We start from the raw sequence: 13720 nt of genomic DNA on the forward strand, positions 1-13720 counted from the left end.
CCCTCGAACGGGGCCGGTCTTGTGTGTAGACATACGGCTGAGTAGTTAACAAAGTGCCGGATTGCTCACTCGCTTAGGGTGGGAAGGCTCCCCCAGGTACACCCCCAGCACGCTCGCCCGATACCTCTCAGCGGTACACCAGGTACATCCCAGCGCGTTCCACCGGAACACCACGCAGGACCCACCTCCCCACAGCCATCCGCCCACCCACGTTGACGCGGACAGGAGCGGTCATGCCCGCCACGCACCACTCGTCAGCACCCCCGACGCCCAGCACCGCCCCAGCCCCTGTACCCCCCACCGAGACCGTCCCGTCGACCCCGGAGCCACCCTCCGCGGGCGCCGCCGCCGGTATCGGGCGTATCCCCGTCCTCGACGTCGGCCCCGTGATCCAGCACGGGCGCCGGCCCGCCAAGGCCGTGACCGGCGAGTCCTTCCAGGTCTCGGCGACCGTGTTCCGCGAGGGCCACGACGCCGTGGCCGCCAATGTCGTGCTCACCGATCCAGAAGGCCGCCCGGGCCCCTGGACGCCGATGCGTGAACTCGCCCCGGGCACCGACCGCTGGGGCGCCACCGTCACCCCCGGCGCGCCGGGCCACTGGACCTACACCGTGGAGGCGTGGAGCGATCCCGTCACGACCTGGCGGCACCACGCCCGCATCAAGATCCCGGCCGGCATGGACACGGAACTGGTCCTGGAGGAGGGCGCGCGGCTGTACGAGCGGGCCGCCGCCGACTCCGGGGTCCCGGCCGACGGGCGCAAGGTGCTCCTGGCCGCCGTCACCGCCCTGCGCGACGAGAACCGCCCCGCGGCCTCCCGTCTGGCGGCGGGTCTGACGCCGGAGGTGGACGCGGTCCTGGCCGGGCATCCGCTGCGGGAGTTCGTGACCGCCTCGGAGCCGCTGCCGTTGCTGGTGGAGCGGGAGCGGGCCCTGTACGGCGCCTGGTACGAGTTCTTCCCGCGCTCCGAGGGCGGCACGCCCGAGCAGCCGCACGGCACCTTCCGCACCGCGGCCCGCCGCCTGCCGGCGATCGCGGCGATGGGTTTCGACGTGCTGTACCTGCCGCCGATCCATCCGATCGGGACGACGTTCCGCAAGGGCCGCAACAACACCCTGTCCGCCGGTCCGGAGGATGTGGGGGTGCCGTGGGCGATCGGTTCGCCGGAGGGCGGGCACGACGCGGTGCACCCGCAGCTGGGCACGGTCGAGGACTTCGCCTGGTTCGTGGGCGAGGCCGATCGCCTGGGCCTGGAGATCGCCCTGGACTTCGCCCTGCAGTGCTCGCCCGACCATCCGTGGGTGCAGAAGCATCCGGAGTGGTTCCATCACCGTCCGGACGGGACGATCGCGTACGCGGAGAATCCGCCCAAGAAGTACCAGGACATCTATCCGATCGCCTTCGACGCGGACTTCGAGGGTCTGGTCGCGGAGACCCTGCGGGTGCTGCGGTTGTGGATGGGTCATGGGGTGCGGATCTTCCGGGTGGACAATCCGCACACCAAGCCGGTGATGTTCTGGGAGCGGGTGATCGGTGAGATCAACGCCTCGGATCCGGATGTGATCTTCCTGGCGGAGGCGTTCACCCGGCCGGCGATGATGCGGACACTGGCGCAGATCGGTTTCCAGCAGTCGTACACGTATTTCACCTGGCGCAACACCAAGCAGGAACTGACGGAGTATCTGACCGAGCTGTCGACGGAGACGGCGGCTTACATGCGGCCGAATTTCTTCGTCAACACCCCGGACATCCTGCACGAGTTCCTGCAGGAGGGCGGGCGTCCCGCGTTCGAGTTGCGGGCGGTGCTGGCGGCGACACTCTCCCCTGCGTGGGGTGTGTACAGCGGGTACGAGCTGTGCGAGCGGGTGCCGTTGCGGGCCGGCAGTGAGGAGTACCTCGACTCGGAGAAGTACCAGCTCAAACCCCGCGACTGGCAGGCCGCGGCCCGCGAGGGACGTACCCTCGCCCCTCTGATCACCCGGCTCAACACGATCCGCCGCGCGAGCCCGGCTCTTCAGCAGCTGCGCGATCTGCATTTCCATCACGTGGATCAGGACGCGGTGATCGCGTATTCGAAACGGAGCGGCTCGAACACGGTTCTGGTGGTCGTCAACCTCGACCCCCACCACACCCAGGAAGCCACGGTCTCGTTGGACATGCCACAACTCGGCCTGGAATGGCACGAGTCGGTGCCGGTGCGTGACGAACTCACCGGCGAGACCTATCACTGGGGCAGGACCAACTATGTGCGCCTCGAACCGGGCCGTCGGCCCGCGCACGTCTTCACCGTCCTGCGACCGTCCACCCCGCAGATCGGAGGGTCACCCACAATATGATCGTCAACGAGCCCGTTCAGGACACCTTCGAGGACACGCCCGCCAAGGACCGGGACCCGGATTGGTTCAAGCGCGCGGTCTTCTACGAGGTCCTGGTGCGCTCCTTCCAGGACAGCAACGGCGACGGAGTCGGCGACCTCAAGGGACTCACCGCCAAACTGGACTACCTCCAGTGGCTGGGCATCGACTGCATCTGGCTGCCCCCCTTCTTCAAGTCCCCGCTGCGGGACGGCGGTTACGACGTCTCCGACTACACGGCCGTGCTGCCGGAGTTCGGTGACCTCGCCGACTTCGTCGAGTTCGTCGACGCCTCCCACCAGCGCGGGATGCGCGTCATCATCGACTTCGTCATGAACCACACCAGCGACCAGCACCCGTGGTTCCAGGAGTCCAGAAAGGACCCCGAGGGGCCCTACGGCGACTACTACGTCTGGGCGGACGACGACAAGCAGTACCCCGAGGCGCGGATCATCTTCGTCGACACCGAGGCGTCCAACTGGACCTTCGACCCGGTCCGCAAGCAGTACTTCTGGCACCGCTTCTTCTCCCACCAGCCGGACCTCAACTACGAGAACCCGGCCGTGCAGGAGGAGATGATCTCCGCGCTGCGGTTCTGGCTGGATCTGGGCATCGACGGCTTCCGCCTCGACGCCGTGCCGTACCTGTACCAGGAGGAAGGCACCAACTGCGAAAACCTTCCGGCAACCCACGAGTTCCTCAAGCGGGTCCGCAAGGAGATCGACGCCAGTTACCCGGACACGGTGGTCCTCGCCGAGGCGAACCAGTGGCCTGAGGACGTCGTCGACTACTTCGGCGACTACGCCAGCGGCGGCGACGAGTGCCACATGGCCTTCCACTTCCCCGTCATGCCCCGCATCTTCATGGCCGTCCGCAGGGAGTCGCGCTACCCCGTCTCGGAGATCCTCGCGAAGACCCCCGCCATCCCCAAGAACTGCCAGTGGGGCATCTTCCTGCGCAACCACGACGAGCTGACCCTGGAGATGGTCACCGACGAGGAGCGCGACTACATGTGGGCGGAGTACGCGAAGGACCCGCGTATGCGCGCCAACATCGGCATCCGCCGCCGGCTCGCACCCCTCCTGGACAACGACCGCAACCAGATCGAGCTGTTCACGGCTCTCCTGCTGTCCCTGCCCGGCTCGCCGATCCTCTACTACGGCGACGAGATCGGCATGGGCGACAACATCTGGCTCGGCGACCGCGACGCCGTCCGCACGCCGATGCAGTGGACACCCGACCGCAACGCAGGGTTTTCCTCCTGCGACCCCGGCCGACTCTTCCTGCCGACCATCATGGACCCCGTCCACGGTTACCAGGTCACCAACGTCGAGGCGTCGATGTCGTCGCCCTCCTCGCTGCTGCACTGGACCCGACGCATGATCGAGATCCGCAAGCAGAACCACGCCTTCGGCCTCGGCACCTACACGGAACTGCCGTCGTCGAACCCGGCGGTGATCGCCTTCCTGCGGGAGCACGAGGACGATCTGGTGCTGTGCGTGAACAACTTCTCGCGGTTCGCGCAGCCGACGGAACTCGATCTGCGGGCCTTCAGCGGACGGCACCCGGTGGAGCTGTTCGGCGGGGTGCGATTCCCGGCCATCGGCGAGCTGCCGTACCTGCTGACCCTCGGCGGGCACGGCTTCTACTGGTTCCGGCTCCGCAAGGACGCCGCATAGAACCCCAGGGTGGGGCGGTTTCCACTGTCCCACCCGGGGCACGCATCAGTAACACCCCGACCCCCGGGGAAAGGACATGACGCTCATGTCGGACACGGTCACCCGCTTCGACGCGACAAGTACCGGCCTCCTCGCGTCACTGGACCCACTGCTGCGGGAATGGCTGCCCAGGCAGCGCTGGTTCGCCGGCAAGGGGCGCCCCGTCACCGGATTCACGCTGGTCGCGGCCACCGAGCTGCTCCCGGCCGGCTCCCGGCTCGGCCTCTACCACCTGCTGGTCGTCGCCGAGCAGCCGCAGTCCTCAGGGGACTGCTACCAGCTCCTCATAGGCGTGCGCGAGGCGCTGCCACCACGGCTGGCGCCCGCGCTGATCGGACACGCGGAGGAGGGCGCGCTCGCCGGACGGACGGTGTACGACGCCCTGTACGACACCCGGCCCGCCGAGGTGCTCCTGGAGGCGCTGCGCACCCGGGCACGCATCGGCGGGCTTCGCTTCGAGCGGGACACGGGCCGGGACATCCCCGAGGACCTGGTCCCCCGCCTGATGACCGCCGAGCAGTCGAATTCGTCGGTCGTATACGGCGATACGTTCATCCTGAAGCTGCTGCGCCGGATCACGCCCGGCGTCAACCCCGACCTGGAGCTCCCGCTCGCGCTCGCCCGCGAGGGCTCTGCCCGGGTGCCCGCGCCGACGGCGTGGCTGCGCTCCGAGCTGGACGGCCAGTCGTACGTGCTGGGCGTGCTGCAGCCCTTCGTGCGGGGCGCGACGGACGGCTGGGAGCTGGCCCTGCGGGAGCTGGCCAAGGGCGAGGACTTCACCGGCGAGGCGCGGGCGCTGGGGCGGGCCACCGCCGAGGTGCACACCGCGCTCGCCCGCGCGCTGCCGACCGTCACTCTGGGCAACGCGCAGCTGCGGCCGCTGGTCGACGGCATGGTCGAGCGGCTGGAGTCGGCCGCTCAGGCGGTGCCCGCGCTGCGGCCGTACGTGCTCGGACTGCACTCCGCGTTCGAGGCGCTGGCCGACCTGGCGGCCGAGGGCCACACCTGGACCGCCCAGCGCATCCACGGCGACCTGCACCTCGGGCAGTGCCTGCGCTCTGCCGACGGGGAGTGGTCGCTGATCGACTTCGAGGGCGAGCCTTCGAAACCGCTCGCCGAGCGCCGGCTGCCGCAGCCGGTGGCCCGGGACGTGGCGGGCATGCTCCGCTCCTTCGACTACGCGGCCCACTCGGCGGGCCCGCCCGCACCGGAGTGGGCGGCGGCCTGCCGGGCCGCCTACTGCTCCGGCTACGCGGAGGCCGCGGGCCGCGACCCGCGCACCGATCCCGTGCTGCTGCGCGCGTACGAGACCGACAAGGCCATATACGAGGTCCTCTACGAGGCCCGGCACCGCCCCGACTGGCTCCCCGTGCCGATGGCGGCGATCGAGCGTTACGCCACTTCCGACCTGATCTGACCCCGGTTTTTCGCCTAGGAGGCGCCGCCCGTGACCCCCCGCCCCTCGTCCAGCGGTTCGCACGCGAAGAAGACGGCCGACTCGCAGGCCGCGAAGAAGCCTGCGAAGAAGACCACGAAACAAGCCGCTGAGAAGGCTGTCCTGGCGGAGAGGACGGCGCCCGAGAAGGCGGTGGCCAAGAAGGCGACGACAAAGAAAGCGGCGGCGCAGAAAGCGACAGCGAAGAAGATCCCGGCCAAGAAGAGCACCGCCAAGAAGTTCGCGGCCAAGGAGGCGGCACCCACCGCAAAGAAGGCGAGCAAGAAAGCCGCCACCAAGAAGGCGGTGACCAAGAAAGCGGTGACCAAGAAGGCCGCCGCCCAGAAGGCCATCGTGAAGGCGATCTCGGCGAAGGAGACTCCCGGCAAGAGGATCACCGAGTCGATCCCCACCCCACCGCCGGAGGCACCGGCACCCGTCGCTCCCGTCTCCCCCGTCATTCCCTCCGCCGACCGCGACCGCCTGGTCGCCGGCACCCATCACGACCCGCACGGCGTGCTCGGCGCGCACCCGGTGCCGGGCGGTGTCGTGTTCCGGGCGTTCCGGCCGTACGCGCTCGCGGTCACGGTCGTCGCCGGGGACCTGCGGCTGGAGCTGGAGAACGACGGGGGCGGGTTTTTCTCGGGCCTGGCGCCGCTGTCCGAGGTGCCGGAGTACCGCCTGCTCGTGGCGTACGAGGGGGCGGTGCAGGAGGTCGAGGACGCGTACCGGCTGCTGCCCACGCTGGGCGAGCTTGACCTGCATCTGATCGGGGAGGGCCGACACGAGGAGCTGTGGCACGTGCTCGGCGCGCACCCCATGACGCACCAGGGCGTGAGCGGCACCCGCTTCTCGGTGTGGGCGCCGAACGCGCGCGGCGCGTGCGTGGCCGGCACCTTCAACTTCTGGGACGGCAGCGGGTATCCGATGCGCTCCCTTGGCTCCTCCGGGGTGTGGGAGCTGTTCGTGCCGGGCATCGGCGAGGGCGAGCTGTACAAGTTCGAGCTGACCCGGCAGGACGGCTCGAAGACCCTGCGCGCCGACCCGCTGGCCCGCCGCACCGAGGTCCCGCCGAACACCTCGTCCGTGGTGACCGCCTCGCACTACGAGTGGCGGGACGAGGAGTGGATGGCCCGCCGCGCCGACATCCCCGTGCACGAGGCGCCGTTCTCGGTCTACGAGGTCCATCTGCCGTCCTGGCGGCCCGGACTGACGTACCGTCAACTCGCCGAGCAGCTCCCCGCGTACGTCAAGGACCTCGGTTTCACGCACGTCGAGCTGATGCCGATCGCCGAGCACCCCTTCGGCGGTTCCTGGGGCTACCAGGTCACCGGTTTCTACGCACCGACGGCCCGCCTGGGCACGCCCGACGACTTCCGGTTCCTGGTGGACGCGCTGCACCAGGCCGGGATCGGGGTGCTGATGGACTGGGTGCCGGCCCACTTCCCGCGCGACGACTGGGCGTTGGCGGAGTTCGACGGGCGGCCGCTGTACGAGCACGAGAACCCGCTGCGGTCGGCGCATCCCGACTGGGGCACGCTGGAGTTCGACTACGGCCGGCGCGAGGTGCGCAACTTCCTGGTGGCGAACGCCGTGTACTGGTGCCAGGAGTTCCACATCGACGGGCTGCGGGTGGACGCGGTCGCCTCCATGCTCTACCTCGACTACTCACGCGAGCCCGGCCAGTGGCTGCCGAACGAGTTCGGCGGCCGGGAGAACCTCGACGCGGTCGCCTTCCTCCAGGAGATGAACGCGACCGTGTACCGGCGGGCGCCGGGCGTGGTGACCATCGCCGAGGAGTCCACGGCGTGGGACGGCGTCACGCGGGCCACCCACCACATCGGTCCGGGCGGTTTCGGCGGTCTGGGGTTCGGGCTGAAGTGGAACATGGGCTGGATGCACGACTCGCTGGACTACATCGCCCATGAGCCGGTGCACCGCAAGTTCCACCACAACGAGATGACGTTCTCGATGGTGTACGCCTACAGCGAGAACTACGTCCTGCCCATCTCCCACGACGAAGTCGTGCACGGCAAGGGCTCGTTGGTCTCCAAGATGCCCGGCGACTGGTGGCAGCAGCGCGCCAACCTCCGCGCCTACCTCGCCTTCATGTGGGCCCACCCCGGCAAGCAACTCCTCTTCATGGGCCAGGAGTTCGCCCAGGGAGCCGAGTGGTCCGAGGCCCACGGCCCCGACTGGTGGCTGCTGGACCCGGGGTACGGCGCCGCGCCCGACCACCGGGGCGTCCGCGACCTCGTCCGGGACATCAACACCGTCTACCGCCACACCCCGGCGCTGTGGCAGCAGGACATCAAACCGGCCGGCTTCCAGTGGATCGTCGGCGACGCGGCGGAGGACAACGTCTTCGCGTTCCTGCGCTACGACGCCGAGGGCGGCCCGCTCCTGGCGGTCTCCAACCTCGCTCCCGTCGTCCGCCACGACTACCGCCTCGGCGTCCCGGACGACATCCCGGCCTGGACCGAGACCCTCAACTCCGACCTCGGCAAGTACGGCGGCAGCGACGTCACCAACCCGGACGACATCAAGCCGGAACCGCAGGCCTGGCACGGCCGTCCGGCCAGCATCAGGCTGACGCTGCCGCCGTTGGCGACGGTCTGGTTGCGGCCCGCCTGAGGCGGGTGGGGAGTTCTATAGTTGCCCGGGTCACCATCGGTGCGCCCACGGGGGGTTGTCGCACGTGCGATCCAACAGGTCAGTGGTGGCCGCGCTGTGCGCGCTCGCCGTGCTGCTGCTCGCCGGGTGCGGGACGGAGGTGGCCGGCCGGGGCTCGGCGACGGCGACCGCCACGGGGCCGATCCCGTGGACCCTCGCCCAGCCGTCCAGGGTCACCGCGGCCCGGCTCGCCGGTGACCACCGCACCTTGAGCGTCGACGCGGACGTACCGCACGGCAAGAACCCGTGCGTGCGGGACTTCAGGGCGAAGGTCACCGACTCCGACGCCCGGACCGTATGGGTGCAGCTCACCTTCGACTCACCGGACGCGGACCGGCGCTCCGGATGCACCGAGGAGACCAGGGCCACGGCCCGGGTCCGGCTGCCGCAGGCGCTCGGCGACCGGCATCTGTCCGTCGACAACGACACGGTCTTCACCGCCGAGGGCGCCACGTTGCCCGCCCTTCGGCTGTGCGGCCAGTTGGGCTGCGACCCGCCGGCCACCGGCTGCTCCCCCGGCTCCTACGACCAGGCCCTGATGGCGGTCGGCGCGCCCGAGCACACCTACCGGGACGCCGAGCACTGCGACGGCACGTGGCTGGTGCTGGACTTCTCCTGGCGCACCGGACCGGCGTGCGGCGACGACACGAAGGACTCCGCCTGCACGTCCCGGCTCGGTGACCGCTTCTTCTTCCGGGCGACGAAGGCCGGCTGGAAGACGATCGCCCGCAGCTCGGCGGGCGGCTGCACGGACGTGCTGACGGTCGAGCCCGCCTTCCCGACCGCCCTGTGCGCGTCGCTCGCCCCGCTCGACCCCTCCCTGCACCCCAGCCACCCGCCGGCCTCCGCCTCCCCCACGGCCACCGCTACGACCCGCTGACGGCGTCGGCCAGCGCCTTCGGCAGCCGCCCGGTGTGCAGCACCCCGAGCCGCTGGGTGGCCCGGGTCAGCGCCACGTACAGATCGCTCGTCCCGTACCGCCCCGGCTCCACCACCAGCACCGAGTCGAACTCAAGGCCCTTGGCCTGACGGGGGTCCAGGAGTACGACGGTCCGCGTCAGGTCGGGTTCGGCGCCCGCCGTCACTCCGTCGAGCCGCGCGGCCAGCCGGCGGTGCAGGTTGCGCGGGGCGATGACGGCGAGCCGGCCCTCGGCGGGCGTCAGCTCGTCGACCGCCTTGGCCACGGCGCCGGGCAGGTCGTCGGTGGCGCGCACCCAGGGCCGTACGCCCGTGGACCGCACCGAACTCGGCGGCTCGAAGCCGGGGTGCTCGGCGCGGACCACGGCCGCCGCGAGGTCCATGATCTCGGCGGGGGTGCGGTAGTTGACGCCGAGGCGCGTGTGCGTCCAGCGGTCCTCGACGTACGGGTCGAGGATCTTCTCCCAGGAGCCGACGCCGGCCGCCTCCGCGGTCTGCGCGGGGTCGCCGACCAGGGTCATCGAGCGGGTCGGGCTGCGCCGCATGAGCAACCGCCAGGCCATCGGGGACAGTTCCTGCGCCTCGTCGACGATGATGTGCCCGAACGCCCAGGTGCGGTCGGCCGCCGCGCGCTCGGCGGCGCTGCGGTGGTCGTCCTCCTCCTGCCGCTCGGCGAACCGTTCGGCGTCGATGATGTCGTGCGCCGACAGGACCTCGGAGTCCTCCGCGTCCTTGTCGTCGAACTCGTAGGTGCGCGAGGCGTAGGAGACGTCCAGCACGCCCTGCGCGTAGGCGACCTGCGTCTCCCGCTCGCGGTCGGCCCGCGCCCGCGCCAACCGCTCGTCCACGCCGAGGAGTTCGGCCGCCTCGTCGAGCAGCGGCACGTCGGCGACCGTCCAGTCCCGGGTGGCCGGGCGGCGGATGGCGGCGGCGTCCTCGTCGGGCAGGTAGCCCACGGGGTCGGCGAGGAAGTCCGCGACCAGCCGCTGTGGGGTCAGCCGGGGCCACAACTGGTCGATGGCGGCCCACACTTCGGGGTTCTCGGCGAGATCGTCCCGAATCTGGGTGATGTCGCTCGGGTCGAGCAGGTTGCCGCCGTCGAACGGGTCCGTGCCGATGCGTTCGGCGACCATGTCGGTGAGCGTGTTGAGGATGTGCCCCTCGAAGTGCTCACGGGCCACGTTGTGCGGCAGCCGCGCGGCCCGGGTGCGCTCGCGCGCGACGCTCACCAGACCGTCGTCGAGCATCAGGATCTCCCGGTCGTGCTCGATCGCGATCACCGGATCGGGCAGCGACTGCCAGTCGCGTACGACGTCGGCGAGCACGTCCGCCATGTCGGCGCGGCCCTTGACCGCGGCCGCCTCGCGCGTGTCGGCGGCCTTCGCCCTGACGCCGGGGAACAGCTCGCCGACGGTCGCGAGCAGGACGCCCGTCTCGCCGAGCGAGGGCAGCACCTCGGCGATGTAGCCGAGGAAGGCGGGGTTGGGTCCGACGATCAGGACCGCGCGCTTGGCGAGCAACTCCCGGTGCTCGTAGAGGAGATACGCGGCCCGGTGCAGGGCGACCGCGGTCTTGCCGGTGCCCGGGCCGCCCTCGACGACCAGGATCCCGCGATGGGGCGCGCGGATGATCTCGTCCTGCTCGGCCTGGATGGTCTGCACGATGTCGTTCATGCGGCCGGTGCGCGCGGAGTTCAGCGCGGCGAGCAGCACGGCGTCGCCGGTCGGGTCCTCGTGGCCGGTGCGCTCCTGGTCGCCCAGGTCGAGGATCTCGTCGTGCAGCGCGGTCACCGCGCGCCCGCTGGTGGTGATGTGCCGGCGCCTGCGCAGGCCCATCGGGGTGTGGCCGGTGGCCAGGTAGAAGGGGCGGGCGACGGCGGCCCGCCAGTCGATCAGGATCGGCGTGCGCTCGGCGTCGTCGGTGCGCAGACCGATCCGGCCGATGTGGTGGTTGCCGCCCGCGGTGAGGTCGATGCGGCCGAAGCAGAGCGAGCCGTCCACCGCGTTCAGCGCGGCGAGCAGTCCGGACCGCTCGGCGACCAGGATGTCCCGCTCCAGCCGGGCCTGCATCGGCGTGTTGCCCTGCCCGAGCGCGTCCGTGACACCGCTCTCGGTGTCCCCGCGCAGGGCGTCGACCCGCGCGTACAGTCCGTCGATGAATTCCTGCTCACTGCGAATTTCATCGCTGTTTGACAATTCCACTCCCGAGCAGATATAGTGTGCTCACTAAGCCTCTTCGCGACTCAATGCCCTGAAGTCGCGAACCATTGAATATACGCAAAAGAATCCCCCGAGCGCAATTGCTCGGGGGATTCTTTCGTACCAGGGCTCAGATCACGTCGGCCAGTTCCTCCAGCAGCCGGCGCTTGGGCCGGGCCCCCACCATGGCCTTCACCGGCTCACCGCCCCGGAAGACCATGAACGTGGGCATCGAGAGCACCTTGTAGGCGTTCGTGATCTCCGGATTCCGGTCGACGTCCAACTGCACCACTTTCAGCCGATCCGCCTCCTCGGCGGCGAGGGCCCGCAGCACCGGTCCCATCTGCCGGCACGGCGGACACCAGTCCGCCGTGAACTCCACCAGCACCGGCAGCTCGGCCCCGATCACCTCCGTCGCGAAATTCGTGTCCGTCACCTCAGTTACGCCCGCCGCCTCGATCACAGCTCCCGCCCTCCCAGTTCGCACAACGGTGAGTCGCCCTCGGCGGAGGCCAGCCGCACCCCGATCGTCGCCCGCACGGCCTGCAACTCCCCGATCAGGGAGTCCAGTTCGGCCAGCTTGCGCCGGTAGACCGCGAGCGAGGCGGGACAGGTGTCGCCCTCGGGATGGCCGGCCCGCAGACACTCCACGAACGGCCGCGTCTCCTCCAGGTCGAACCCGAAGTCCTGCAGCGTCCTGATCTGCCCGAGCAGCTTCAGGTCACTCTCGTCGTACGTCCGGTAGCCGTTCCCGGAGCGCCGCGCGGGCAGCAGCCCGCGCGACTCGTAGTACCTGAGCGTCCGCGTCGTGGTCCCGGCCCGTGCGGCCAGCTCGCCGATTCGCATGTCCATGAACGTAATCCTTGACGTCGGCGTCAGGGCAAGGGCTCGATCCCAGGACCCTCGTCGTCGTCCTTGGTGTCCGGCGGCCACTCGTCCTCGCTCCCGTCCCGTGCCCCGAGCAGCCGTCGGGTCAGCCGGTCGCGGTCGGAGAGGAGTTCGTCGAGGGCGGCGCGGACGTCGACGGCTTCGGTGGTGTCCGACTCGCGCTCGGCGGCGATCAGCACGGAGCGCCGGACCAGCTCCTTGGTGAAGGAGGCCGTCGTGCCCTCCGTACGGGTCACCACCTCGTCGGTGATGTCCGGGCCGAGGCCGAGACCCGTGCCGTAGAGGGCGAGCAGGGCGGCGCGGCCCGACTCGTCAGGGAGCGGGACCTCGACCGCGAGGTCGACGCGGCCGGGGCGCTGGACGAGGGCCGGCTCCAGCAGGTCGGCGCGGTTGGTGGTGAGCAGGAAGGCCACGTCGGCGTCGTCGCCGAGGCCGTCCATCTCGTTCAGCACCTGGAAGAGAAGGGGCTGTTCGCCGGCGCCGTGGTCGCGGGCCTCGGCGATCAGGTCGCAGTCCTCCAGGACGACCAGCGCGGGCTGGAGCATCCGGGCCAGGGCGCACGCGGGGCCGATGGCTTCGATGCTCTCGCCGGACAGGATCACGACGGTGAACTCGGGGAGGTGGGAGAGGAGATAGCGGATCGTGTGGGTCTTGCCGGTGCCGGGCGGCCCGTACAGGAGCAGTCCGCGGCGCAGGTGCTGGCCGGCCGCGCGAAGCTGCTCGCGGCGCCTGGCCACACCGACGACCTGGCGTTCGACGCGCTCCAGGAGCCCCTTGGGGAGCACGATGTCCTCGCGGGTCAGACCGGGGCGGCGGTGGAAGCTGAACGGTCCCAGGCCGTGCCGGAACTGGGAGCCCTCGAAGGAGAGCACCTGGCCGCGGAAGATGTTGTGCTCGTGCACGAGGGTGTCGATCTCGGCGAGCAGCCGGTCCGCGAACTCCTTGTCCTGGGCGAGGACTTCGATCTCGACCTTGTTGCGCCCGTATTCGTCGGCCGGTCCGCGCAGCAGGACCGCGAAGCGGTTCTCGCCCTCCACGCCGAGGTAGAACCCGCAGGAGACGCAGGCGAGTTCCTCGTCCGGCGCGATCGGCAGGTGCGCGTAGTCCACGGCGCCGATCGTGAACCGGTCGTAGCGGTCGGCGGCTTCGAGGATGTCGCCGAGGGTGAGCTCGCCGTGGTGCTGCGCGCCCCGCATGCCGACCAGCTGGTAGGAGCGACCCTGAGGAGTGAACCAGTTCTCCAGAGCGAGATGCACGTTGGGCAGGTCGTAGGGCGGGTACGCGGCCTTGACCACGGGCTGGTCGGCGGGTGCGCCGCCCAGGTGTTCGCGCAGCCGCTTGGTCAGGTTGCGGGCGGCGTCGTGGTCCTTGTTCTTGGGTCGCGCCACCGCGGTCAGGAACTCGTAGAAGAGTTCGTTGATCTGCTCCAGTGACAGCGGCGAGGGGTCACGCCCCTCGCCGTACCTGCGTTCGTATTCTTCCGAGCTGACGAGCTCCACTCCGCCCGTTTCCCCCATGGTGGCCTCCGCCTTTGGT

The 13720-nt window shown here is 70.2% G+C and carries 9 protein-coding genes; 5 read left to right on the plus strand and 4 right to left on the minus strand.

Annotated elements, in window-relative coordinates; translation table 11 throughout:
- Positions 1–233: 233 nt before the first annotated feature.
- The 5 genes from ACIQI8_RS18790 (at position 234) to ACIQI8_RS18810 (ending at position 9060) form a co-directional block, all read left to right on the plus strand.
- On the plus strand, positions 234–2336 hold the full coding sequence (locus ACIQI8_RS18790) for an alpha-1,4-glucan--maltose-1-phosphate maltosyltransferase (protein ID WP_402351445.1): 2103 nt from the start codon (positions 234–236) through the stop codon (positions 2334–2336).
- Entirely contained in the window at positions 2333–4033 is a 1701-nt protein-coding gene (gene treS / locus ACIQI8_RS18795; protein ID WP_402351448.1) for a maltose alpha-D-glucosyltransferase, read from the plus strand. Before ACIQI8_RS18790 ends, treS begins: the two co-directional genes overlap by 4 nt.
- 85 nt (positions 4034–4118) lie before the next feature.
- Positions 4119–5489, plus strand: coding sequence for a maltokinase (locus tag ACIQI8_RS18800; protein ID WP_402353989.1), 1371 nt, complete (start codon positions 4119–4121; stop codon positions 5487–5489).
- Positions 5490–5519: 30 nt separating this feature from the next.
- Positions 5520–8141 (plus strand): 1,4-alpha-glucan branching enzyme, encoded by a 2622-nt coding sequence (gene glgB, locus ACIQI8_RS18805; RefSeq protein ID WP_402351451.1) that lies wholly within the window; start codon positions 5520–5522, stop codon positions 8139–8141.
- 64 nt (positions 8142–8205) lie between these two features.
- Positions 8206–9060 (plus strand): hypothetical protein, encoded by an 855-nt coding sequence (locus ACIQI8_RS18810; protein ID WP_402351454.1) that lies wholly within the window; start codon positions 8206–8208, stop codon positions 9058–9060.
- Here the strand turns inward: ACIQI8_RS18810 and ACIQI8_RS18815 are convergent.
- The 4 genes from ACIQI8_RS18815 to ACIQI8_RS18830 form a co-directional block, all read right to left on the minus strand.
- On the minus strand, positions 9047–11275 hold the full coding sequence (locus tag ACIQI8_RS18815) for a HelD family protein (protein WP_402353992.1): 2229 nt from the start codon (positions 11273–11275) through the stop codon (positions 9047–9049). The genes ACIQI8_RS18810 and ACIQI8_RS18815 overlap by 14 nt on opposite strands.
- 151 nt (positions 11276–11426) lie before the next feature.
- Positions 11427–11759, minus strand: a complete 333-nt coding sequence (locus ACIQI8_RS18820; RefSeq protein ID WP_402351457.1) for a thioredoxin family protein — start codon at positions 11757–11759, stop codon at positions 11427–11429.
- The gene (locus ACIQI8_RS18825) at positions 11756–12142 is read right to left on the minus strand and encodes a MerR family transcriptional regulator (RefSeq protein ID WP_123999260.1); all 387 of its coding nucleotides are present in this window, start codon (positions 12140–12142) and stop codon (positions 11756–11758) included. Before ACIQI8_RS18825 ends, ACIQI8_RS18820 begins: the two co-directional genes overlap by 4 nt.
- 29 nt (positions 12143–12171) lie before the next feature.
- Positions 12172–13701 (minus strand): AAA family ATPase, encoded by a 1530-nt coding sequence (locus ACIQI8_RS18830; RefSeq protein ID WP_402351460.1) that lies wholly within the window; start codon positions 13699–13701, stop codon positions 12172–12174.
- Positions 13702–13720: the final 19 nt, after the last annotated feature.

Origin of the sequence: Streptomyces sp. NPDC092369 (genome assembly GCF_044755245.1) — a bacterium.
GTDB lineage: Bacteria > Actinomycetota > Actinomycetes > Streptomycetales > Streptomycetaceae > Streptomyces.